The 24,355-nt window shown below is 73.6% G+C and carries 16 protein-coding genes and 1 pseudogene; 10 read left to right on the top strand and 7 right to left on the bottom strand.

What is annotated here, in order from left to right:
• The first annotated feature begins 91 nt into the window (after window positions 1-91).
• Window positions 92-3,466 carry a pyruvate carboxylase gene (locus ALMP_RS07320; protein WP_264925414.1) on the top strand — a complete coding sequence of 1,125 codons (3,375 nt, stop codon included), beginning with the start codon at window positions 92-94 and terminating at the stop codon, window positions 3,464-3,466.
• A 50-nt stretch (window positions 3,467-3,516) separates the two neighbouring features.
• On the opposite strand, the gene ALMP_RS07315 is transcribed toward ALMP_RS07320, so the two are convergent.
• Complete coding sequence (locus ALMP_RS07315) at window positions 3,517-4,173, bottom strand: response regulator transcription factor (RefSeq protein ID WP_264925413.1); 657 nt, start codon at window positions 4,171-4,173, stop codon at window positions 3,517-3,519.
• On the bottom strand, window positions 4,173-6,530 hold the full coding sequence (locus tag ALMP_RS07310) for a histidine kinase (RefSeq protein ID WP_264925412.1): 2,358 nt from the start codon (window positions 6,528-6,530) through the stop codon (window positions 4,173-4,175). Before ALMP_RS07310 ends, ALMP_RS07315 begins: the two co-directional genes overlap by 1 nt.
• 137 nt (window positions 6,531-6,667) lie before the next feature.
• Here ALMP_RS07310 and ALMP_RS07305 point away from each other — a divergent pair, with 137 nt between their 5' ends.
• A complete protein-coding gene (locus tag ALMP_RS07305; RefSeq protein WP_264925411.1) occupies window positions 6,668-7,750 on the top strand; it encodes a CPBP family intramembrane glutamic endopeptidase in 1,083 nt (360 codons plus the stop codon).
• A gap of 44 nt (window positions 7,751-7,794) precedes the next feature.
• The gene (locus ALMP_RS07300; protein WP_375803451.1) at window positions 7,795-8,901 is read left to right on the top strand and encodes a peptidoglycan DD-metalloendopeptidase family protein; all 1,107 of its coding nucleotides are present in this window, start codon (window positions 7,795-7,797) and stop codon (window positions 8,899-8,901) included.
• Window positions 8,902-8,914: 13 nt separating this feature from the next.
• Here ALMP_RS07300 and ALMP_RS07295 read toward each other — a convergent pair whose 3' ends face one another.
• The gene (locus ALMP_RS07295) at window positions 8,915-10,681 is read right to left on the bottom strand and encodes a DUF4157 domain-containing protein (RefSeq protein ID WP_375803450.1); all 1,767 of its coding nucleotides are present in this window, start codon (window positions 10,679-10,681) and stop codon (window positions 8,915-8,917) included.
• 174 nt (window positions 10,682-10,855) lie between these two features.
• The gene (locus tag ALMP_RS07290; protein WP_264925410.1) at window positions 10,856-11,788 is read right to left on the bottom strand and encodes a GNAT family N-acetyltransferase; all 933 of its coding nucleotides are present in this window, start codon (window positions 11,786-11,788) and stop codon (window positions 10,856-10,858) included.
• A 213-nt stretch (window positions 11,789-12,001) separates the two neighbouring features.
• Here ALMP_RS07290 and ALMP_RS07285 point away from each other — a divergent pair, with 213 nt between their 5' ends.
• Window positions 12,002-12,730 (top strand): FAD binding domain-containing protein, encoded by a 729-nt coding sequence (locus ALMP_RS07285; RefSeq protein ID WP_264925409.1) that lies wholly within the window; start codon window positions 12,002-12,004, stop codon window positions 12,728-12,730.
• 65 nt (window positions 12,731-12,795) lie between these two features.
• Here ALMP_RS07285 and ALMP_RS07280 read toward each other — a convergent pair.
• Window positions 12,796-13,060, bottom strand: a pseudogene (locus ALMP_RS07280) (DUF6745 domain-containing protein); the annotation flags it as partial.
• A 125-nt stretch (window positions 13,061-13,185) separates the two neighbouring features.
• Between ALMP_RS07280 and ALMP_RS07275 the strand changes: the two are divergent.
• From ALMP_RS07275 to ALMP_RS07250, 6 genes are all read left to right on the top strand, one after another.
• Window positions 13,186-14,145: an STM4015 family protein gene (locus ALMP_RS07275; protein ID WP_264925408.1), complete on the top strand. Its 960-nt coding sequence runs from the start codon at window positions 13,186-13,188 to the stop codon at window positions 14,143-14,145.
• Window positions 14,146-14,208: 63 nt separating this feature from the next.
• A complete protein-coding gene (locus ALMP_RS07270; RefSeq protein ID WP_264925407.1) occupies window positions 14,209-15,330 on the top strand; it encodes an STM4014 family protein in 1,122 nt (373 codons plus the stop codon).
• Window positions 15,331-15,450: 120 nt separating this feature from the next.
• The gene (locus tag ALMP_RS07265; protein ID WP_264925556.1) at window positions 15,451-16,266 is read left to right on the top strand and encodes an STM4013/SEN3800 family hydrolase; all 816 of its coding nucleotides are present in this window, start codon (window positions 15,451-15,453) and stop codon (window positions 16,264-16,266) included.
• The gene (locus ALMP_RS07260) at window positions 16,263-17,609 is read left to right on the top strand and encodes an STM4012 family radical SAM protein (RefSeq protein WP_264925406.1); all 1,347 of its coding nucleotides are present in this window, start codon (window positions 16,263-16,265) and stop codon (window positions 17,607-17,609) included. Before ALMP_RS07265 ends, ALMP_RS07260 begins: the two co-directional genes overlap by 4 nt.
• A 10-nt stretch (window positions 17,610-17,619) precedes the next feature.
• Window positions 17,620-18,480, top strand: coding sequence for an STM4011 family radical SAM protein (locus ALMP_RS07255; RefSeq protein ID WP_264925405.1), 861 nt, complete (start codon window positions 17,620-17,622; stop codon window positions 18,478-18,480).
• A gap of 28 nt (window positions 18,481-18,508) precedes the next feature.
• Window positions 18,509-20,044 carry a CYTH and CHAD domain-containing protein gene (locus tag ALMP_RS07250; RefSeq protein WP_264925404.1) on the top strand — a complete coding sequence of 512 codons (1,536 nt, stop codon included), beginning with the start codon at window positions 18,509-18,511 and terminating at the stop codon, window positions 20,042-20,044.
• A 72-nt stretch (window positions 20,045-20,116) separates the two neighbouring features.
• Here ALMP_RS07250 and ALMP_RS07245 read toward each other — a convergent pair whose 3' ends face one another.
• On the bottom strand, window positions 20,117-22,150 hold the full coding sequence (locus ALMP_RS07245; protein WP_264925403.1) for a glycoside hydrolase: 2,034 nt from the start codon (window positions 22,148-22,150) through the stop codon (window positions 20,117-20,119).
• A 125-nt stretch (window positions 22,151-22,275) separates the two neighbouring features.
• Complete coding sequence (locus ALMP_RS07240) at window positions 22,276-24,321, bottom strand: beta-galactosidase (RefSeq protein WP_264925402.1); 2,046 nt, start codon at window positions 24,319-24,321, stop codon at window positions 22,276-22,278.
• Between the last annotated feature and the right edge of the window lie 34 nt (window positions 24,322-24,355).

The following is a 24,355-nucleotide window of genomic DNA, read 5'->3' as shown; positions in this document are numbered from 1 at the left end:
ACCAGGTGACCGAGTGGCCCGACTCACATGGCACTCCCGGGACCGCACCGACACGATGGTCCCGTCACCGGGCAGGCTGAAGGGATCCAGAATGTTCCGCAAGGTGCTGGTCGCCAACCGTGGTGAGATCGCGATCCGGGCGTTCCGCGCCGGATACGAACTGGGAGCGCGCACGGTCGCCGTCTTCCCCCACGAGGACCGCAACTCGCTGCACCGGCTGAAGGCCGACGAGGCCTATGAGATCGGCGAGCCGGGACACCCGGTGCGGGCGTACCTCTCCGTCGAGGAGATCGTCGGCGCGGCGCGCCGGGCGGGCGCCGACGCCGTGTACCCGGGCTACGGCTTCCTCTCCGAGAACCCCGAACTGGCCCGCGCCTGCGAGGAGGCGGGCATCACCTTCGTCGGGCCCGACGCCCGCACCCTGGAGCTGACCGGCAACAAGGCCAGCGCGGTGGCCGCCGCCCGCGCGGCGGGCGTCCCGGTGCTGGGCTCCTCGGCGCCCTCCACCGACGTCGACGAACTGGTGCGGGCCGCCGACGGGATCGGCTTCCCGGTGTTCGTGAAGGCGGTCGCCGGCGGCGGCGGACGCGGCATGCGGCGCGTGGAGAACCCCGCGCAGCTGCGGGAGGCGATCGAGGCGGCGTCCCGGGAGGCGGCGTCCGCGTTCGGCGACCCCACCGTCTTCCTGGAGAAGGCCGTCGTCGAGCCGCGCCACATCGAGGTGCAGATCCTCGCCGACGGCCGGGGGAACGTCATCCACCTGTTCGAACGCGACTGTTCGGTCCAGCGCCGCCATCAGAAGGTCATCGAGCTGGCGCCCGCCCCGAACCTGGACCCGGAGTTGCGCGACCGCATCTGCGCCGACGCCGTCCGCTTCGCCCGCCAGATCGGCTACCGCAACGCGGGCACCGTGGAGTTCCTCCTCGACCGGGACGGCAACCACGTCTTCATCGAGATGAACCCGCGCATCCAGGTCGAGCACACGGTCACCGAGGAGGTCACCGACGTCGACCTCGTCCAGGCGCAGCTGCGCATCGCCTCCGGCGAGACCCTCGCCGACCTCGGGCTGGCGCAGGACACCGTCACGCTGCGCGGCGCGGCCCTCCAGTGCCGTATCACCACCGAGGACCCCGCCAACGGGTTCCGTCCCGACACCGGCCGCATCAGCGCCTACCGCTCTCCGGGCGGCTCCGGCATCCGCCTCGACGGCGGCACCACCCACGCGGGTACGGAGATCAGCGCCCACTTCGACTCGATGCTGGTCAAACTCACCTGCCGGGGCCGGGACTTCCAGGCCGCGATCGGCCGGGCCCGGCGTGCCGTGGCCGAGTTCCGCATCCGTGGCGTGGCCACCAACATCCCGTTCCTCCAGGCCGTCCTCGACGACGCCGACTTCCAGGCCGGGCGCGTCACGACGTCGTTCATCGAACAGCGGCCACACCTGCTGACCGCCCGCCACTCCGCCGACCGCGGCACCAAACTGCTCACCTATCTGGCCGACGTCACGGTGAACAAGCCGCACGGCGAACGGCCCGAGCTGATCGACCCGACCACCAAGCTGCCGCCGCTGCCCGAGGGCGAGCCGCCCGCGGGCTCCCGGCAGCGGCTGGTCGGTCTCGGCCCCGAGGGCTTCGCCCGGTGGCTGCGCGAGTCCCCGACCATCGGCGTCACCGACACTACCTTCCGCGACGCCCACCAGTCGCTGCTCGCCACCCGCGTCCGCACCAAGGACCTCCTCGCCGTCGCCCCGGCGGTCGCCCGCACCCTGCCCGGCCTGCTCTCCCTGGAGTGCTGGGGCGGCGCCACCTACGACGTCGCCCTGCGGTTCCTCGCCGAGGACCCCTGGGAGCGGCTGGCGGCGCTGCGCGAGGCCGTCCCCAACATCTGCCTCCAGATGCTGCTGCGCGGCCGCAACACCGTCGGTTACACCCCGTACCCGACGGAGGTGACCGACGCCTTCGTGCAGGAGGCCGCGGGCACCGGCATCGACATCTTCCGCATCTTCGACGCGCTCAACGACGTCGGCCAGATGCGCCCCGCCATCGACGCGGTACGGGAGACCGGTACGGCGATCGCGGAGGTCGCCCTCTGCTACACCTCCGACCTGTCCGACCCGAACGAGCGGCTCTACACCCTCGACTACTACCTGCGCCTGGCCGAGCAGATCGTCGAGGCCGGCGCCCACGTGCTGGCCGTCAAGGACATGGCGGGCCTGTTGCGCGCCCCGGCCGCCGCCACCCTGGTGTCCGCGCTGCGCCGGGAGTTCGACCTGCCGGTGCATCTGCACACCCACGACACCGCGGGCGGGCAGCTCGCCACCTACCTCGCCGCGATCCAGGCCGGCGCGGACGCCGTCGATGGCGCCGTGGCCTCCATGGCCGGCACGACCTCGCAGCCGTCGCTGTCGGCGCTCGTCGCCGCGACCGACCACTCCCAGCGCCCCACCGGCCTCGACCTCCAGGCCGTCGGCGACCTGGAGCCGTACTGGGAGGGCGTGCGCAGGATCTACGCTCCGTTCGAGGCGGGCCTCGCCTCGCCCACCGGCCGCGTCTACCACCACGAGATCCCCGGCGGACAGCTGTCCAACCTGCGCACCCAGGCCGTCGCGCTCGGCCTCGGGGACCGCTTCGAGGACATCGAGGCGATGTACGCCGCCGCCGACCGCATCCTCGGCCGCCTGGTGAAGGTCACCCCGTCCTCCAAGGTGGTCGGCGACCTCGCCCTGCACCTGGTCGGCGCCGGGGTGAACCCCGAGGACTTCGAGGCGACGCCGGACCGGTACGACATCCCCGACTCCGTCATCGGCTTCCTGCGCGGCGAACTCGGCACCCCGCCCGGCGGCTGGCCCGAGCCGTTCCGCACCAAGGCCCTCCAGGGCCGTGCCGAGCCCAAGCCCGTCACGGAACTGACCGCCGAGGACCGCGAAGGCCTGGAGAAGACCCGCCGCGCCACCCTCAACCGGCTGCTGTTCCCCGGCCCGACCCGCGAGTTCGACACCCACCGCCAGGCCTTCGGCGACACCAGCGTCCTGGACAGCAAGGACTTCTTCTACGGACTGCGCCCGGGCAAGGAGTACGCCGTCGACCTGGAGCCGGGCGTGCGGCTGCTGATCGAGCTCCAGGCCGTCGGTGAGGCCGACGAACGCGGTATGCGGACCGTGATGTCCAGCCTCAACGGCCAGCTGCGGCCCATCCAGGTCCGCGACCGGGCGGCGGCCTCCGACGCGCCCGTCACCGAGAAGGCCGACCGGTCCGACCCCGGTCATGTCGCCGCGCCGTTCGCGGGAGTCGTCACCCTGGCGGTCACCGAGGGCGACGAGGTGGAGGCCGGCGCCACGGTGGCCACCATCGAGGCGATGAAGATGGAGGCCACCATCACCGCTCCGAGGGCCGGCCGGGTCAACAGGCTCGCCATCAACCGGATCCAGCAGGTGGAGGGCGGTGACCTGCTGGTCGAGGTGGGCTAGGGGGTCCTGTCGTTCGGATCAGGCCGGCTGTGAGGTGCGGTGCCTTTCCCTTACGCGTCCGCCGTCCCCCTGGGCCGGACCAGCCCGCTCTCGTACGCCAGGATCGTGGCCTGCACCCGGTCGCGCAGCCCCAGCTTGGACAGCAGCGCGTTCACATGGGTCTTCACCGTGCCCGTGGTCACCCCGAGCGCCGCCCCGATCTCCGCGTTGGTCAGACCCGTGGCGATGTGCAGCAGCACCTCCCGCTCCCGGGGCGTGAGGGAGCCCAGCGCGCCGGTCACGGACGGCGGCCGCGGGGCGCCCCGCGCGAACGTGTCGATCAGACGGCGGGTCACCGTCGGCGCCAGGATGCCCTCACCGGCGGCCACCACCCGGATCGCGGACAGCAGGTCCTCGGGCAGGGCGTCCTTGAGCAGGAACCCCGACGCCCCGGCGCGCAGCGCCTCGTACACATACGCGTCGAGGTCGAAGGTGGTCAGGACCAGCACCCGCGGCCGGTTCTTCGACGCGGTGATGAGCCGGGTCGCGGTGAGTCCGTCCATCCCGGGCATGCGGATGTCCATCAGTACCAGGTCGGGCGCCTCGGCGGCGGCCAGCTCCACCGCGCCCGCCCCGTCACCGGCCTCGGCGACGACGGTCAGATCCGGTTCGGCGTCCACGATCGCGGCGAATCCGGCACGGACCACCGCCTGGTCGTCGACGACCATCACACGTACGGCGACGGGGACACCTCCTGGACGGGCGCCGGACCAGGCCGGGCCGACAGCGACGCCCTCACGATACCGGCCGGTTCGAACATGATCCGGCCCGCCGCCGTACCGGCCTGCACCCTCAGGCGTTCGGCCACCGGGCCGGCGACGGCCAGGCGGACGCCCGTCACCGTGACGCGCAGGGCGTCCCGGCGCCGTCTCAGGGTGACCCGGGCCGGACCGGTGTCGCCCGCGCCGAGCGCCGCCTCGACGATCCGGTACGCCGACAGAGCCACCGAGGGCGGCAGGTCCCGCGCGGCCTCCGGCAGCCCCCGCAGGGTCACCTCCCGGCCCGCCGTCCGCAGGCCCCGGCACAGCGCGTCGAGATCCGCGAGGGTGGGCGCCGGGGCGAGCCCCCGCTGCCCCGGCTCCTCCGACTCGCCCAGGGTGTGCAGCAGTTCGCGCATCGCGGCGAGCGCCGAGCGGGCCTCGGCGGCCACGTCGTCCAGACGTCCCTGCCGGGCCCGCTCGACCAGGGTCGCCGTACGGTGCAGCACCGCCTCGCGCAGTCTCCCCGCCAGGCGGCGGCGCTCGGCGTCCGCCGCCCGCTCCGCCTGCCACAGCGAACCGGCCAGCGCGAAGTCCTCGTCGGCCAGCACCCGCAGCCGTCGGCGGCGCACGACGAGCCCGACGCCCCACAGACAGCCGAACACCACGGTCAGCGCGACGCCCAGCGACAGGAACAGGAACACGGCGACGAACAGCGCGGAGCCGTCCTGCGACAACTCGCCGTCCGCGCCCGCCGTCGCGACGAGGACCCCGGCGAGCGAGACCGCCGCCGCGCCCACGGCCGGCCAAGTGCGGGCGGCACCCCGGCCGTAGACCGCCACCGCGTACACCGCCAGCAGCTCCGCGACCGCTCCGGCGGCGAAGTGCTGCGAAACTCGCGACGGCACCGACGCCCAGGCGACCGCCGCGGGCCACAGCCACGACGACGCCAGCACGCCCAGCAGCGCGGCCCACGGGGCCCGCCGACGCCACAGCAGGGGCAGCGCGTGGACGATCAGCAGCACGGTCAGCACCAGCAGCCCGGGCACCGCCTCGCGCACGCTCGCCCGCGGCCACTCCTCCGCACCGATCAGGGCGAACACCAGCGGCAGCGCCGCCGCGGCGAACACCAGGGCGGGATCGGCCAGCCGCTGCTCGCGCAGCACATCGCGCCGGTGCGCCTCCTCGGGCGGCCGCCACGGCCCCGTGCCGTCGGGCAGCGTGGCCCGCACCCGCCAGCCTCCGTCCGGCCGGGGACCGGCCGTCAGCTCCCCGCCGACGGCCGCCGCCCGCTCCCTCATCCCGGCGAGCCCGCGCCCCGACCCCAGGCCGTGGACGCCGTGCGCGGCGGGGCCGCGCGGGGCGGTGTTGTCCACGGTCAGTCGCAGGACGCCGTCCTCGCGCCGGACCCGCACGGACGCCGTGGCACCCGGCGCGTGCCGCAGGGCGTTCGTCAGGGCCTCGCGGACGATGCCGTGGACCGCCTCGGCCGCCGGTCCGGCGAGGTCGTCGGGGAGCGCGGTGGTGAGGGGCAGCCCCAACCGGCCGAATCCGGCGATCAGTTCCTCGATGCGCGCGGTCATCGGACGCGGGTCGGGCCGCTCCACGTGCCGCAGCAGCCCGACGAGCCGTTGCAGCGCCGTCAGGGTCTCGGTGCCGGTGCGGTCCGCGAACGCCAGCGCCTCGGCGGTCATGTCGGGCCGGCCGGCGCCCAGCCTGCGCGCCGCGTCCGCGGTGATCACCACGGACGTCAGGTGATGGGCGCTCACGTCGTGCAACTCCCGGGCGAGCCGCTGCCGTTCCGTCTCGCCCGCCCGCCGCCGGGCCTCCTCCGCGCCGGCCAGCCGCCGGGCCGCGCTCGAGCGCCCCTTGAGCCACTGACGCCGGGCCTCGCCGAGACCGGCGCAGACGACGTACACCAGCGCGCCGAGCGCCCACTCCGCGGCCAGCGCGGGCCGCCATCCGATGCGGGCGAGGGACAGCAGCCACTCCACGCCCACGACCACGGCGACCGCCCGGACGGTCACGGCCGGCGGGCGGTGCACAGCGACCGAGTACAGCGCGACCGGCGTGCCCAGCCCCAAATGACCGTCGCTCCAGACGATCTGGCCCAGGACGAGCGCGCCCAGTGTCCACGCCAGCGTGCGGACCGGGGCCTGTCGGCGCCGGCCGAGCGCCACCGTCTCCACGGCCTGCGCGCACACGACGCCGGCGAGGGCGACCGCCTCGGGGACCGTCCGGCCGGCCAGGGGCGCTCCGGACCACAGCCACACCAGTTGCGTGACGGCGAGCAGGGCGGGGAGCAGCCAGTTCCTTGTCGTCTCCATGTCGCCGACGAGCCTAGACGGGGCGCGACGGCCGGGCGCCGGTCCCGGGGAGGAGGCCGGTCTCTACCCTCCGATGGAGACGCCGTTCGTGCCGCGGGCCGACGTGGTGGCGCGGACCGGGCGGAAGGCTGGTGTGCATGATGAATCCGAGCCCGAGCGAACCCCTCGCCTACCACCGGCTGGCCCTGGTGTCGGGCCGTCACCGCTGGTGGCGTCCGGTGCTGGGAACCCTGTTCGTGATCGTGGTGTACGTGCTCCTGGTGGGCCTGCTCTACGGCCTTCTCTCCGCCCTGGGCGACCTGAGGGGCTACCCCGAGGGGCCGGACGGGTGGGTGGACTTCGGGCCGCTGGCGGGCACCGCCGTCGACCTGCTGCTCCTGGCCGCGGCCATCCCCGTGGTGCTGCTCGCGGTGCGCTGGATCGGCCGCAGGCCGGCCGGCACGGTGTCCTCCGTGACTGGCGCCCTGCGGTGGCGCCTGCTCGGACTGTGCGCGCTGGCGGCCCTGCCCGTCCTCGCCCTCACCACGGGGGTGATGTACCTGCTGCCCGTGGCGGACGGCACGCCGCAGCGGTGGGCGGGCTGGGAGACCTTCGGCACCGCGCTGGCCGTGCTGGTGGTCCTGGTGCCGTTCCAGGCGGCGGCCGAGGAGTACGCCTTCCGCGGCTGGCTCGTCCAGGCGGTGGGCGCCTTCCTCCGCTCGCCGTGGTGGGCGGTGGTGCCCCAGGCGCTCCTGTTCGCCGTCTCCCACGGCTGGGGCACCCTGGGGGGTTTCGTCGACCTGACCGTGTTCGGGGTGGTGGCCGGCTGGCTGACCGTGCGCACCGGGGGCCTGGAGGCGGCCGTCGGCCTGCACGCGGTGAACAACCTCATCGCCTTCGGCACCTCGGCCGCCGTCGTCGACGGCCTGCGCGGCGACGAGACCGCCGCCGACATGCCCTGGCAGGCCGTGGTGGTGGACCTCGCGGGCATCGCCCTGTACGCCGCGGCCGTCCTGTGGCTCGCCCGCCGCCGCCCGCCGACGCGGACGGCCCCGGCGCCGGCACCCCTGCCGCCCCCGCCGCCGTTCGTGCCGCCCACCGGCCACGTCCACGCTCCCGTCCCCGGTTTCCCCGTCGCCTACGGTCCCGGCGCGCAGGGCCGCGCGGACGTGTCAGGTCTGCCCCTGGGGACGGGGACCTCTGCCTTCCCGTCCGGTGACCCCCGCCGTACGGCGGGTTAGCGTCCGCCCGTGAGCACCAGGATCCTCCCCGGACGGCCGACGCGGTGAGCGACGACGGCACCGTCGACATCCACCCGCACGAGACACCGGCCGTCCCGCCTCAGCCGCGGCAGAGCGGCAGCACCCCACGCCGGCGCGGGCCCGGCCCCTTCGCCCTGCTGGTGCTGCCGGGCCTGGTCACCCTGGCGGCGGTGGCCGGTTTCCTCGCCCTGACGGGCGGCCTGCCCTCGGACTCCGGCGAGGGAACGCGGCAGGACGTGGCGAGCGGCGTCAACGAGACGTACGGGCCGTGGCTGCGCAAGGCCGCCGCGGTCTGCACCGTCGTCACGCCGTCCGTGCTCGCCGCCCAGATCGACCAGCTCTCCGGCTGGCGCGACGACACCGGAGGGCTGTCGGGGGAGCAGGGCATCGCCGGTTTCACGGACGCGGAGTGGCGAACCTGGGGCCGGGACGACGACGGCAACGGACGGTCCTCGCCGCGCGACCCGGCCGACGCCATCATGGCGCTCGGCCGGCAGGACTGCTCCCTCGCCGGGAAGGTCACCGAGCTGCGGACCGAGGGCACCGTCACGGGCGACCTCGTGGACCTCACCCTCGCCGCCTACGCCGTGGGGACGAAGGCGGTGGCCGAGGCGGGCCGGGTGCCCGACGGGGCCCGCACCTATCTCACCGAGGTGAAGGCCCTCTTCGCGCGCTACCAGGCGTTCGACCGGGAGCCCTCGACCGGCGGCGGCACCGCGGAGGCGATCCTGGCCTCGCCCGTCACCACCCTCGTCATCACCTCTCCCTACGGCTCCCGCGAGCACCCCCTCACCGGCGTGACGAAACTCCACACCGGCGTGGACTTCGGCGCGCCGCAGGGTGCTCCGGTCGTCGCCGCCCGCGAGGGCCGGGTCGTCTTCGCGGCCATGACCCGGGCGTACGGCAACCGGGTCGTCGTCGACCACGGCACCATCGACGGCAAGCGGCTGGAGACGACCTACAGCCATCTCTCCGCCCTCGACGTCACCGTCGGACAGGCCGTGCGGAGCGGAACGCCCGTCGGCCGGGTCGGCTCCACCGGCCTGTCCACCGGTCCCCATCTGCACTTCGAGGTCGTGTACGACGGCTACTACGCCGACCCGCGGCCCTGGCTGGCCCTCGGCGGCTGAACGGCCGTATCGCTCAGGGCATCAGGATCTCCACCCAGGGGCTCAGCATGACGGCGCTGGCTTGGGGGTGTTCGTGGGCGAGCTTGCCCTGCGCCTCCTCCAGCTTCTGGCTGTCGCTGCCCCAGAAGCTGTAGGGAGCGCCGCCGTTCGCACCGGCGACGAGCGCCCAGTACTGGTAGTGGGTGAACGTCAGATAGACCCGCTTCTGGATGTAGTCCAGGACCACCTTGACGTTGTGCGAGCCGTCGGTGCCCGTTCCGGTGTACTCGGCGAGGCCGCGCGGTCCCGTGGCGGCGTTCTGCACCGAGGACCCCGCGCCGCTCTGCGAATGGGCGGTGTAGTGCTGGTGCAGCGACTGCGCGTGGGGCGGTATCGCACCTTCCTGGAACTGGTTGTCGGGGATCCTGCCGTAGTCGTCCTGGTGCCAGCTGCGCAGGGTGCCGGGCTCGTCAGGGCTCTTCACCCTGCGGTTCTTCTGGTCCTGGGTGCGCTCGTCGACCACGTGTCCGGAGCCGGCGGGTGCCTCCAGCTGGTAGCGGACGTCGAAGAGGAGGTTGATCAGCGGCCGGGGCAGGAGGGTGCGGGCCTGCTGCCAGGTGAGCTGCTTCACCGGGAGGTTCGCGCCGCCCTTGCTGTGGCTCTGGAGCCTGGGCGGCACCTCGGGGTAGGCGTTGCCGTGCACCCCCGGTCCGAGACCCTCCGCGACCTGCTGGCGCATGCCGGGTTCGTCCCCCCACACCGGGTTGCTGCGTGTCGTGTGGCTGTACCCCGATGCGGCGTCGGGCGTCGTCGCGTACCGCGTGTCCCGGTTGGCCCACAGGCCGTCGAAATTGTTCTGGGCCTTCCGCAGGGCCTCGAACAGGCCGTTCGCCTCCTGCAAGATCTTCTGCGTGTCGGGCGAGCCGGACTTGAACAGCCCCATCAGGACCTTCTTGCGCCGTTGGAGGTCCGCGATCGTCTCGTCGTCGCTCAGCATGCTCAGCGCCTGCTGCAGGTCGTCCCACACGACCGTGTTCAGGTACATCACAAGCTGCTCCTTGCTCACACTCGCGGCGTCGGCCTGGATTCCCCGGAGGTACATCTCCGGGCTCACGGTGACCATCCGCTGCACGGGCGCATGCCCGCCCGCCTCCACGGACTGCGGGCTCCCGCCCCCGGTCCGGTGCGGGCCGTCCGGACGGGCGGCGGGCACCGGACCCGCCATCACCCGGTGGGCGTTGGCCTCGGCCTCCCGCTCGAACCGGTCAGCGGGGTCGCTCACCGACAGGCCGTCGGCGGTGGGCGTGCCGGACACCGGCCCGCGGCGCTGCTGGACGACGTGCGTCAACTCGTGGGCGAGGGTGTGCTTGTCGGCGGCCCCGTCGCCGAGCACGATGCTGCTGCCGGACGTGTAGGCGAGGGCACCGACCTCCTTGGCCGACTGCCGGGCCCGGGAGTCGGTGTGCAGCCGGACGTCCGAGAAGTCCTCGCCGAACCTCGCCTCCATCTCGCCCCGCACCGACGCGTCCAGCGGGCGGCCCGCCGAGCGCAGCACGTCGTGCACGGCCGACCGCTGGACCGGCATGTCGTGTCCGCACCCCGCGCCGTGCGTGTGCTTCTCCTGGTCGGCCTGGCGCGCCAGCGCGCGCATCACGGCCGCGTTCCCCGCCGCGCGCTGGAGCGCGGCCATCGCCGCGGGAGCCGTCCGGTCGAGGAGCGGCCGTGGCGCCGTTGCGGTGGGCTGCTTCCGAGCCGTGAACGAGGGTGCGCCGGCTTCGTCCCGCTGCCTCTGGGTGCGCACAGGCACGTTTCCTCTCGCGTCGTCGTGCGGAACGGAGCAGTTCCGCCACATCGTGTGGTCGTGCGGGACGGCGAAGCCCGCCCCGTGATCACAGACTACGGGTGACGACCGGTCCCGTACGCCACAAATCGCCGCGTGGGAAGGGAAGTTGGCGTGGAACACGCTCCGTCCGCGTCAGGGGCGGTCGAGGACCGCCTCCCAGGTGTCGACGGCGTAGTGGACGGTCATCCCGTTGCGCGCGTAGAGCTGGGGAGCCCCGGTGGCGTTGGAGGTGTCCACGCCCAGCCCCACCGTGTCCCGGCCCCGGGCGGCGAAGGCCGCGAAGGCGTGCCGCAGCAGCAGCCCGGCCAGACCACGGCCGCGGGCCGCGTCGATCACGCCGATGCTGCGGATCCAGCCCATCGCCTCCCGGTCGTCACGCGCCAGCAGGAACCCGGCGTCGCCCAGCTCGTCCGTGCCGACGATCCACACCAGCGACCAGTCCAGGCCGGTGGCGTCGATGTCGTGCAGCCACTGCTCGTAGCCGCGCGGCTGGAAGTCGAAGTGCCCGGCGAAGCTGGACTGGTACAGCTCGTGCACACGCATCCGGTCCGCCTCCGTGGCGCAGGGCCGCACCCGTACGCCCTCGGGGAGGTCCGGAGCGAGGTCCCGCGCGGCGTCGACGGGCCGGCGCAGCACGTGATAGCGCCGTACGACGCTCCAGCCACGCGTGCGCAGCAGGTCGGTGTCGGTGGTCGGCCGCACGTTGAGGTGCAGGTGCACCACCGCCCTCGTGGCGCCGTTCTCCCGTGCCTTGGCCAGCGCCCGGGCCTCCATCGCGTCCAGCAGCAGCACCCCGGCCCGCTGATGCTCGGGCAGGACGTAGTGGTCGATGTCGATGCGCTCACCCGACGACTCGTCCCACAGCAGTCCGTAGGCCACGAGCCGGTCCCCCTCGAAGGCGAGCCAGGAGTCCCGCGCGAGGTCGGTCTCCGGATGCTTCAGATCCGCCTCGACGGTGTGCAAGTCGGTCTCGGACTGACCGATTTCAATCAGGTCGATGGCGTTGAGCAGACCGGTGACGGCCGGCGCGTCATCGAGCGTGGCGGGACGCAGAAGATAGGACATGCGGTCAGAGTCCGTGGGAGAAAGGCATGACCGCAACGGATTTTCAAGGTGACGCCGCTGACCGGCCTTCAGCATGAGGGGCGCGTGCGGCGACGACGTGAGCCCTGTACGCGCCCCCGCGGGCGTGGGCAGAATTCGGTCTGCCGCTGATCATTTTTGGCTGAGGACTTTCGGTCCTCGTCGCCGACTTCACGGGAAGGCAGGTCGGTATCCGTGTTGTTGCGTTTCCCCACCTCCATATCCGAAGCCCAGCAGTGCCTGAACGAGGGAGCCGTGCCGATCGGCGGAGCCACCCTCGTCTGGGCGGGCTGGCAGCGCGACGGCTTTCCCGAGCAGGCCATGTCCCTGCGCGAGCTGCCCGCGGCCAACACCGTCGGGCGCGGCACGCTCGGCGCGGCCGTGGTGCTCCACCGCATCGGCGCCGACGCCCCGGAGGTGCTGCGCGGGGCCGCCGCCACGGTCGGCACCGGAGCCGTGCGCCGCACGGCCACGGTCGGCGGCAACATCGTCGGCAGCACACTGCGCTGCCTGCTCCCGGCGGCGCTCGTCCTGGACGCCCGGGCCACGGTCCTCGGACCCGACCGCGTGTACGAGACCGAACTCGCCGAGGTCGTGGCCAAGCGCCCCCTCATGCTCGGCCTGCGCTGGAAGGATCCGCTGGTGAGCGGCTACCGCAAGCTGCCCGCCGAGGCGGGCGGACCGCCGCCCTTCGTCGTCGCCACCGCCGTGCACGCCGACGGCGACGGACGCAGGAGCCTGCGCGTCGCCGTCCGCGACGGCTACGAGGTCCTCACCGGCCGGACGCCCTGCGACACCGGCACCGGCACCGACCAGGTTCTGCACGCCCTGGACCGGACGGACCTCGCCGACCTGCCCGCCGAGCGCCGGGCCGTCGTCCGCGACCAGGTCACGGACATCCTCTCGCGCCTACCCGAGGACTGAGCGACACCGGGAACCCTGGTGACCTGGTCCCGCCGCGGGGACCAGGCGCCGGCACACCCGTCCTGCGTCTCCCGCAGCGGCGCGTACGCGTCCGCGTGCAGCCGAAGGTCCGGGCGACCCCCGCCCGGGCGGGCCCGGCCGACGGACGCGCGGCCAGTACGTCCGTCGCGTCCCGTCCGGCCCCGGTGTGGAGTTGAGGACCTCCACCCTGACGACCGGCTCGTCCCCGTCCAGGTCGATCCGCCAGAGCGCGCCCGTCTCGTCCCGGTGGACGGGACGCGCACCGGAGTCGGTCAGGTAGCGCTCGTGCCCGTAGTACTCCGGCATGACGCCGACGGCAGGGCCGCCACCGACAACGCCCCGGGACCTCGGCCCCGCCGCCGGGCGTTGTCAGTGCCTGTTGGTAGAACTGCGGTCATCACGGACGCACCCCCTTTCTGCACAGGAGCAGCCGCATGACCATCGGTGGACACCTCGACGCGCTGTACCGGCTGCCCGCCTACGCCTTCCCGGGCCCCGGCGAGCGCATGGACGGCCTGCCCGACGCGGACGGCTTCGCCTGGCGGATCACCAGCGACGTGTACGACGCCGAGGAGGAGTGGACGGACGCGTTCGCCCGCTTCTGCGCCGCCGTCGACACCACCCGCGTGCGCGCCCTGATCGTGGGCGCCTGGAAGGAGGCGTACGACACCGACCCCACCCCTGTCATCGAGGCGCTGGTGGCGGCCAAGGACCGCTTCCCCGCCCTGCGGGCGCTGTTCTTCGGCGACATCGTCGGCGAGGAGTGCGAGATCTCCTGGATCAACCAGACCGACGTCACGCCCCTGCTCGCCGCCTTCCCCGAGCTGGAGGAGTTCGGCGTGCGCGGCGGCTCCGGCCTGCGCTTCCCCGCCCTGCGCCACACCGGCCTGCGCAGGCTGACCCTGGAGAGCGGCGGGCTGCCCGCACACGTCGTGCGGGGCGTCGGCGCCGCCGACCTGCCCGCGCTGGAGCACCTCGACCTGTGGCTGGGCACCCCCGAGTACGGAGGGGACAGCGAGGCCGCCGACCTGGAGGGCATCCTCTCCGGCGCCCGCCTGCCGCGCCTGCGCCATCTCGCGCTGCGCAACAGCGAGATCCAGGACGCCGTCGCCGCCGCCGTCGCCTCCGCGCCGGTCGTCGCCCGCCTGGAGGTGCTCGACCTGTCCATGGGCATCCTGACCGACGAGGGAGTGGCCGCCCTCCTCGGCGGCCAGCCCCTCACCCACCTGAAGACCCTCGACCTCCACCACCACTACATCCGTGAACCCCTCCTGGAGCGGATCCGGCAGACCCTGGAGCCCGCCGGCGTCGAGGTCGACCTCGACCGCGGCGACGCCGAGGAGGACGAGGAGGACGACGGCACGGTGTGGCGGTACATCGCCGTCGGCGAGTGACCCCCGCCGTGCACCAGCCCGCCCGCCCCGCGCCACCGCCGCGGACGCCCCCGAGGAGACGCCATGGCGCCGTCGGCACGTGACCCGCGGCCGCGCTTCGCGGTCGTGGGCAACCCCGAGAACCGCCGGGTCACCCTCTTCGGCGACGCGGTGCGCGCGGCCGGCCTGCCCGCCCCGCGCGTCGTGCCCTGGACGGACGTCCTGTGCGCGGGCGGGGCCGAGTTCGCCCCCGACGAGATCGTCCGCATCGACTCGCCGGGGGAGAACCCGCGGGTGGACCGGCTGCTGCGCGGCATCGACGACCCCACCCGGGTGGAGGGCTCGGCCCGCTGGTACACCGCCTTCACCGCCGCGCTGGCGGGGCTGCGCGGCGGCATCCGCCTCCACGACCCGGACGACCTCGCCGTGCTGTTCGACAAACGGCGCTGCCACGCCGTCCTCGACGCGGCGGGCGTCCCGGTCCCCGCCTCGCCCACCTCGGGCCCGGCAGCCGCGCCGGTCCGCGGCTGGGACGACGTGCGGGCGCTGATGCGGGAGCACCGGATGCCGCGGCTGTTCGTGAAGCCGGCGCACGGATCCTCGGCGTCGGGCGTGCTCGCCGTGGAGACCGGCGGGGCCGGCCGGATCCGGGCGACGACCTCCGTGGAACTCGCCCCGGACGGCCGCCTGTACAACTCCCTCAAGGTGCGCCGCTACGAGCGCGAACGGGACGTCGCGGCCGTCGTCGACGCCCTCGCCCCCGACGGACTGCACCTGGAGCGCTGGCTGCCGAAGGCGTCCCAGCAGGGCCGCGCCGCCGACCTGAGAGTCGTCGTCGTGGCCGGCCGAGCCACCCACGCGGTGGTCCGCACCAGCCGCACCCCGCTGACCAACCTCCACCTCGGCGGCCGCCGCGGCGACCTCGCCGAGGCCCGGCGGTCCGTCGAGGCCTCGGGCGCCCGCTGGACCGACGTGCTCGGCGTGTGCGAACGGGCCGCGGCCTGCTTCCCGCGCACCCTCTGCGTCGGCGTCGACCTCCTGCCGGCCGTCGGCTGGCGCAGAGCCGCGGTCGGCGAGGTCAACGCCTTCGGCGACCTGCTGCCCCGCCTCACGGGCCTGCCCGGCAGCGGAGCGGAAGGCCTGGACACCTATGCCGCCCAGGTGGCCGCCGCCCTCCGGCGACCGCTTGCCACACTCGCCCGCTGAGCGCGGCGCACCAAGAAAGAGAACAGGAACACCCGCATGCCCTCGCACGCCCCGCACCCCGAGCCGCCGCTCGCGCCCCGCGGTGCCCCCACCACCGCGGGGGCGCCGGGCGAGCCCGACATGAACGAGGTCGTCGGCAGCCACGACCTCCTTCTCGTCACCCTCGACACCCTCCGCTTCGACGTCGCCGCCGAACTGGCGGCCACCGGCCGCACACCGAACCTCGCCCGCCACCTCCCCGGCGGCCGCTGGGAGAAGCGGCACGCCCCGGGCAGCTTCACCTACGCCTCCCACCAGGCGATCTTCGCCGGCTTCCTGCCGACCCCGGCCGCGCCCGGACCGCACCCGCGCCTGTTCGCGGCGAGCTTCGCGGGCAGCGAGACCACCGCCGACGGCACCTTCGTCTACGACACCCCCGACCTCGTCACCGGACTGGCCGACGCGGGCTACCACACCGTGTGCGTCGGGGGAGTGGGCTTCTTCAACAAGCAGGGCCCGCTGGGCTCGGTGCTGCCCGGCCTGTTCCACGAGTCGCACTGGGCACCGGAGTTCGGCGTCACCTCGCCCGAGTCCTTCGAGAACCAGGTCGCCCGCGCCGAGGAGGTCGTGCGCCGACTCCCCGCACAACGGCGGCTGTTCCTCTTCGTCAACGTCTCCGCCCTGCACCAGCCCAACTGGTTCCACCTGCCCGGCGCCACCCGCGAGGCCGGCGACACCCGGGCGACGCACGCCGCCGCGCTGGAGTACGTCGACCGGCACATCGGACGGCTGTTCGCCGCCGTGAGCAGCCGGCGCCGCTGCTTCGCGATCGTCTGCTCCGACCACGGCACCGCCTACGGCGACGACGGCTACACCGGCCACCGCCTCGGCCACGAGTCCGTGTGGACCGTGCCCTACGCCCACTTCTTCCTCGACCCCGCCGAGGCCACCCGATGACCACCCTGCCCCAGCCCACCCGCACCAGCCCGTACCAGAGCTACGTCTACGCCTACCCCCACAAGACCGCCTACCGCAGGCTCCCCGACCGCCCGCCGCTGAGCACCCTGTGGGCGGCCGAACCCAAGCACTCCCTCTCCCTCTATCTGCACATACCGTTCTGCGAGGTCCGCTGCGGCTTCTGCAACCTCTTCACCCGCGTCGGCGCCCCGGACGGCCTGACCGGCGCCTACCTGGACGCGCTGGAGCGCCAGGCGACGGCCGTACGCGAGGCACTGGGGGAGTCCGACGAGGCCCGCTTCGCCACCGCGGCCTTCGGCGGCGGCACCCCCACCTTCCTCACCGCGGCCGAGCTGGAGCGCCTGTGCGACATCGCCGAGCACCGCATGGGCGCCGACCTGAAGACCGTCCCGCTCTCCGTCGAGGCCTCACCGGCCACCGCCACCGCCGACCGCCTCGCGGTGCTGGCCGCCCGCGGCGCCACCCGGCTCAGCCTGGGCGTGCAGAGCTTCGTCGACTCCGAGGCCCGCTCCGCCGTACGCCCGCAGCGCCGCGCCGACGTGGAGGCGGCCCTCGCCCGGGTCCGCGAGGCCCGCGTCCCGGTCCTCAACATCGACCTCATCTACGGCATCGACGGCCAGAGCGAGCAGACCTGGCTGCGCTCCCTGGACGCGGCCCTCGCCTGGCACCCCGAGGAGCTCTACCTCTACCCCCTCTACGTCCGCCCCCTGACCGGCCTCGACCGCCGCCGCACCGGCCCCGACCCCGCGTGGGACGAGCAGCGGCTGCGCCTGTACCGCGCCGGCCGCGACCACCTCCTCGCCCACGGCTACACCCAGCAGTCCATGCGCATGTTCCGCCGCGCCGACGCCCCGCCCCAGGGCGCCGACGACTACGCCTGCCAGACCGACGGCATGATCGGCCTCGGCTGCGGGGCCCGCTCCTACACGGCCGGCCTGCACTACTCCTTCGACTACGCCGTCGACATGCACCAGATCCGCGCGATCATCGACGACTACGTCTCCCGGCCCGCCGCCGACTTCGCCCATGCCGAGATCGGCTATCCCATGGACCCCGCCGAGGCCCGCCGCCGGCATCTGCTCCAGTCCCTCCTCCAGGCCGACGGCCTGCCTCTGGACGACTACCGCGCCCGCTTCGGCCGCACCCCGGCCGACGACTTCGCGCCCGAACTCGCCCGGTTCGCCGACCGCGGCTGGCTCGCCGACGACGACCCGGCCACGCTGAGGCTCACCCCGGAAGGCCTCGCCCACTCCGACGCCATCGGCCCCGAACTGTTCTCCCCGGCCGTCCGCGCCGCCATGGCCGCCTACGAGAGGAAGTGACCGGACCACCATGGACCTGACCCTCCTCTACCGCGGCCCGCTCGCCTCCTGCGACTACGACTGCCCCTACTGCCCCTTCGCCAAGCGGCGCGACACCGGCGCCCAGCTGCGCGCCGACCGCGCCGCCCTCGAACGGTTCACGCGGTGGGCCACGGCGCAGACCGGCGACCGCCTGTCGATCCTCTTCACCCCCTGGGGCGAGGGCCTGGTCCGCTCCTGGTACCGGCGCGCCCTCACCGACCTCTCCCACCTGCCGCACATCCGCCGGGTGGCGATCCAGACCAACCTCAGCTGCCGCACCGACTGGCTCGCCGACGCCGACCCCGACACCCTCGCCCTGTGGTGCACCTACCACCCGGGCCAGACCCCCTACGACCGCTTCCTCACCAAGTGCCGCGACCTGGCCGAGCGCGGCATCCGCTTCAGCGTCGGCGTCGTCGGCCTCCCCGAGCACCTGGACGCGGCCCGGCGCCTGCGCGCCGACCTGCCCGACCACGTCTACCTGTGGGTCAACGCCGCCGAGGGCCACACCTACCCGGACGCCGACGCCGACCTGTGGACCGCCCTCGACCCGCTCTTCCCCTACAGCCGCCACCCGCACCCCAGCGCCGGCCTGCCCTGCCGCACCGGCGAGTCCGTGATCTCCGTCGACGGCGACGGCACCGTCCGCCGCTGCCACTTCGTCCGCACCCCGCTCGGCAACCTCTACGACGGCTCCTATCGTGCCGCGCTGCGCCCCCGTCCCTGCCCGCTGACCGCCTGCGACTGCCACATCGGCTACGTCCACCTGGAGACCCTGCCCCTGTACGACGTCTTCGCGGGCGGTGTCCTGGAGCGCGTCCCGGCGGCGGCGCCCACCGGACAGGTTTGATTCGGCGCGGTGCGTCAACCGGGTACACATGACCCAGTCGACACGGGAGACGGAGCGAAAGTACGAGGCGCCGGGCTCGGCCCACTTCCCCCGGCTGCCCGGCCTGACCGGCGCGGGCGACGGCACCTCCCTCGCCGACGCCGGCACCCAGGACCTGGACGCGGTCTACTACGACACCGAAGACCTGCGCCTGACCCGCAGCGCCGCGACCCTGCGCCGCCGCACGGGCGGTTCCGACGCCGGCTGGCACCTCAAGCTGCCGCTGGACGACGACACCCGTGAGGAGGTTCACGCGCCGCTCCAGGAGGAGATCCCCGGCCGGCTGCGGGAGCTGACCCTCTCCCGGACCCGCGGCGCCCCCCTGGAGCCGGTGGTGCGCGTCCGCTCCCACCGGGCCGTACGCGAACTCCTGGACGCCGACGGCGCGCTGCTGGCCGAGGTCGTCCTCGACGAGGTGCGGGCCGACTCCCTGCGGGTGGACGGCGGACGCGCGGACTGGGTGGAACTGGAGGTCGAACTCGTCGGCGACGGCGACCGTCGCCTCCTCGACCGCGTCGACAAGGCGCTCGGCAAGGAGGGCTTCACCCGGCTGCGGACACCGTCCAAGCTGGCCCGAGCCCTCGCGGAGACCACCCCGGACACGGCGCCCGCACCTGACCGGCCCACCGAGGTGCCGGCGGGCTCCGCCGGTGGGCAGGTACTCGCCTACGTCCGTGAGCAGGTCCGCACCCTGGTGGACCTCGACCCGGCGGTACGCCGCGGACTGCCGGACTCGGTGCACAGGATGCGGGTCGCCTGCCGGCGCCTGCGCAGCTGTCTGCGCTCGTACCGCTCCCTCTTCGACCGCGAGGTCACCGACCCGCTCCGGGCCGAGCTGAAGTGGCTCGGTGCCGAACTGGGCGCCGAACGCGACCAGGAGGTACTCGCGGAGCGGATGCGCACGGCCCTGGAGGAACTGCCCGGCGAACTGGTCCTCGGCCCCGCCTCCGCCCGCCTCCAGGCCTGGGACGCCGCCCGCTCCTCCGAGGCCCGCGAACGCTCCCTCGCCGCGCTGACCTCCCCCCGCTACCTGGCCCTCCTGGAGGCGCTGAACCGGCTGAGCACCCGACCGCCGCTGCGCTCCAAGGCCTCCCGCAAGCCCGCGAAGGTCCTGCCCAAGGCGCTCTCGAAGGAGTACGACCGGCTCGCCGACCGGCTGGAACGCGCCCGGAACAAGCCGCCGGGCCCGGACCGCGACGCCGCCCTCCACGACGCCCGCAAGGGCGCCAAACGCCTGCGCTACGCCGCCGAGGCGGCCCGTCCCGCCCTCGGCGGCCCGGCGGAGCGGCTGGCCAAGCGGGTCAAGGCGGTTCAGAAGGCGCTCGGCGACCACCACGACAGCGTCGTCGCCCGCGACACCCTGCGCCAGCAGGCGGTCGCCGCCCACGCCGCCGGCGAGCCCGGCTTCACCTGGGGTCTGCTCCACGGCCTGGAACAGGCGAACGCCGCCGCACGGGAGCGGGAACTCCCCGAGCTGTGGAAGCGGGTCTCCCGGGGCCGCCCGCGCAAGGCGCTGCGTTCCTGACCCGCAATGCCCGCGCCCGCACCGCGAGGAACACGGTACGGGCGCGGGTCGCCGGAGTGACGTGGGACGGGGTCAGTCCGTGGGGGTCACGTCCGTCACCCTCCAGCGCTGGTTGGCACCGGAGTTGGCCTGCCAGGTGGTGACGGCGGCACCCTCGTGGGTGGCCTGCCCGCCGACCTCCAGCAGGCGCCCGGTGGCGACGTTCACCAGCGTCCAGGTGCCGTCACCGGTGGTCGACATGATCCACTCGGTGGCGGGGTCCCGCTCGCCCGTGTCGGGCTCCACCACGGGCACGTTGTCACGGACGGCGAGGCGCTCGCCCTCCGCCGGGTTGGCGAACACGTACCGCTGCCGGGCGCCGGTCTCGCCGTAGCGGGCGTCCAGCTGCCACTGCTGGGCGGTGCTGCCGTTGCCCGTGCCGATGACCAGGTTGGTGCCGTTCGCGGCGACGGTGACGGCCTTGCCGCTCTGGACACCGGTCAGCGTGTAGGTGTGGCCCTTGCGGATCAGCGGGGCGTCCTTCGCGACACCGGACACGCCCTGGACGGCGAAGGAGGTCACCGACTGGGCGGGCACGGTGAAGGTGGCCTTGCGGTCGCTGACCTTCACCGGCGCCTGCTGCTCCAGCTTGCCGTCGGCGCTGGTGACGACCGGGGTGACGGTCGCGTCCTTGCCGATCCGGCGGAACTTGGACAGGTCGATGGTGACCGTGCGGGCCTCGGTGGTGCTGTTGACGTGGACGAGCGAGAGGCCCTTGCCGTCCTTGGTCACGGCGGCGGCGCTGGAGGTGTCGTTCACCTTGATCAGCTTGTCGCCGGGCTTGATGAAGTGGGTGAAGTTGCGGGCGGTGTCGAACTTGGTGTTCGTGTAGATCGGGCAGGTCTCCAGGGTGTCCGTGGAGGTGCAGCTGAACGGGATCTGGATGCTGCCCCAGTTGCCGCCCTTGGCGGACTCGCCGCCCGGCTTCATGTTGTCGTAGTCCTCGACCGGCTGCCAGAACACCCAGGCCTTGGGCTCCAGCTCCCGCAGGTCGTCGACGATGCGCTGGGCGAGACCGAGACCGGGGCGCATGTCGGTGAAGCTCTGGCCGTCGCCCCAGTCGCCCTCGACCTCGCTCATCCACAGCGGCTTGTCCGCCGCCTTGGCCAGGTCCCGGACGGTGGTGCGCTGCCCGGTGCCGTAGGTGTGGACGTTCATCTGGTCGACGGCGTCACGGGCTTCCTGGGAGTAGGCGTTCCAGTTCTGCGCGAAGATCGACGGGTTGGTCTCGTCCATCGCGGAGATCTCCGCCTTGGTCTTCGCCTTCTTCAGCGCGGGCGCCAGAGCGGCGAGAACCTTCTGCTGGAGCTCGGGGCCCATGTGGGCGCCCTCCTGACGGCCGCCGACCGGCTCGCCGTCCGCACCCAGGCGGGTGCTCCAGTAGTTGGTGTTCGGCTCGTTGAACGGGTCGACGGTCTTGACCTTGATGCCGTGCGCCTTCTCCAGCCGCTTCGTCGCGCCCGCCATGTAGGCGGCGAAGTCGTCGACCGACTCGGTCTTCAACTGGTCGGTGGTGGCGTTGAAGCCGCCCGACACATAGCCGCTGACCGTCATGAACCAGGGCGGGGAGTTGCTGAAGGTCTCCCAGTGGGTGATGTCCTTCTTGATGCGGTCCACCCACCAGCGCTGGGTGGCGTCGGCGTCCTTGTTCCAGTCGGCCGGGTCGTCGGCGCTCCACCAGTCGGTGTCCTCGCGGGTGGTGCCGGCCGGGGCCTGCCACCAGCCCTCGACGGCGCCGCCCGCGCGCAGGTAGTCCTTGACGTCCGGGGCGTTGCCGCCGCCGATGTTGTACCGGGCTATGTTCAGCGCCAGCCCGTCGTCGCCGAAGAGGAGCCGCGCCAGCTTCTCGCGGATCGCCGGCGGGTAGTCGCCGGTGGCGTTGGCGAACCAGACCAGGCTGGTGCCCCAGCCCTCGAACCTCTCCTGCTGGTAGGACGGGTCCGGCTGCACGGTGACGGAGGCGGCTGCCTCCGCCTGCGCGGGGACACTCAGCAGGGCGGCCCCGGTGGCCAGGGCGGTGAGTGCGGCGGCCCCGAGGGACCGTCTGCTGCGGGTACGGCGTGCCATCTGTGCTCCCAACTGCGGTGCGGTCGCTGCGTGGGCCCTTCCCGCTGTCGGGGCGGGAAGGGATGGCCCCCGACACGGGTGCGTGCCGTGCCGAGGAGTCATGGGGGTACGGGGGAGGCGCGGGGTCAGGCGGAGGGCTGCCGCAGTACGGCGACCGCTCTCGGGCCGAGGACGAGCGCGCCGTCGGCTTCGGTGGTCCCGAGCAGGATTTCGCCGGGCAGACCGGTCACCGGCACCGTGTCGTCGGTGCGGTTGACGACGAACAGGAACCGGCCCGTGGCCCCGCGCCGGACGGTCAGCTCGACTCGTCCGCGCACCTCGGCCGGCAGCTCGCTGCTCACCCCGGCCGGCTCCAGCAGCCGCGGCAGCAGCGAGGCGAGCCCGTCGGCGCCCAGACGCGTGGAGACGTAGGACGCCGAGCCGTCGCCGGTGGGCCGCCGGGTCACGGCGGGCCGGCCCGCGTGCACGCCCGTGCGGTAGCGGGCCAGGACCTGGGTGTCGGCGTCGGTGACGGTGATCCGGTCGGTCCAAAGGCTGCCCGTGGACGCGTCGTCCAGCTCCACGCTCTCCCCGGCGAGGAGCGGCCCGAACTCCTCGATGCGGATGCCGAGCAGCTCGCGCAGCGCGCCCGGGTAGCCGCCCAGCCAGACGTGGTCGTTCTCGTCGACGACCCCGGAGAAGTACGTGGTGACGAGGTGGCCGCCCTGCTCGGCGTAGCGCGTCAGCTCCTTGGCGAGCTCGGCGGGCACCATGTGCAGCACCGGGGCGATCAGCACCTGGTGCCGGGAGAGGTCGGCGCGGGTGGTGACGAGGTCGGCGCGCACGCCGAGGGCGAGGAGCGCCGAGTACCAGTCGAGGGCCTCCTGCCGGTAGTCGAGCAGGGAGGTGGGGTGGGAGTCCTGCTCACTGGCCCACCACGACTCCCAGTCGAAGAGGATGCCGACCCGGGCCGGCTCGCGCTCGGTGCCGGCGACCGGCGCGAGGGCCTTGAGGGTGGCGCCGAGGCCGGTCACCGCGCGGAAGAGGTCGCTGTCCGCCCCGGCGTGCGGAACCATCGCCGAGTGGTACTTCTCGGCGCCGGCCGCCGACTGCCGCCACTGGAAGAAGCACACCGCGTCGGCGCCGTGCGCGACGTGCAGCAGCGAGTCACGGGCCAGGTCACCGGGCCGCTTGGCCACGTTCACGGGCTGCCAGTTGACGGCGCTGGTGGAGTGCTCCATCAGGAACCAGGGCCGGCCGCCCGCGATGCCGCTGACGAGGTTCGCGGAGAACGACAGCTCGTCGCGGTCCTGCGGCCCGGGGTGGACGTAGTGGTCGTTGGAGACGAAGTCGATCTCGTCGGCCCAGTCCGCGTAGTTCATGCCCTTGGTGCCGCCCATCACCATGAAGTTGGTGGTGACCGGCACGTCGGGTGTGATCTCCCGCAGGATGTCCCGCTCCGCGCGCAGATGGTCCTTCAGCGCGTCCGAGGAGAACCGCTTGAAGTCCAGCTGCTGCGTCGGGTTGGGGTGGGAGGCGGCGAGCCGCGGCGGCAGGATCTGCTCCCAGTCGCTGTAGCGCTGCGACCAGAAGGCCGTCCCCCAGGCGTGGTTGAGGGCCTCCAGGGTGCCGTAGCGGGCGCGCAGCCAGACCCGGAAGGCGCGCGCCGCGTCCTCGGAGTGGTCGTAGACGTTGTGGCAGCCCAGCTCGTTGGAGACGTGCCAGGCGACCAGCGCCGGATGGTCCCGGTAGCGCGTCGCGATCTCGCGGACCAGGCGCAGGGCGTGCTCACGGAAGACGGGGGAGGTGGGCCGCCAGTGCTGCCGGGCGCCCGGCCACACCGTCTCGCCGTTCGCCGTCACCGGCAGGATCTCCGGGTGGGCGGTGGTCAGCCAGGGCGGCGGGGAGGCGGTCGCGGTGGCCAGGTCGACCCCGATGCCGCCCGCGTGCAGCAGGTCCATGACCTCGTCGAGCCAGCCGAAGTCCCAGGTGTCCGGGCCCGGCTGGAGACGTGCCCAGGAGAAGATCCCCACGGACACGACGGTGACGCCGGCCTCGCGCATCAGCCGGACGTCCTCCTCCCACACGTCCCTCGGCCACTGCTCGGGGTTGTAGTCGGCGCCGTAGGCCAGACGCGGAGCGGGAGCACCGTCCGCCCCGCTGTGCGGGCGGGACTGGAGGGTGGAGATCATGGCGGTCCTTCCGGAAGGTGGTGCAGGGGGCGGC

Source organism: Streptomyces sp. A012304 (assembly GCF_026008495.1).
Taxonomy (GTDB): domain Bacteria; phylum Actinomycetota; class Actinomycetes; order Streptomycetales; family Streptomycetaceae; genus Streptomyces.
Note: the sequence above shows the minus strand (reverse complement) of the source record. Positions and strands in the feature narration are given on the sequence as shown.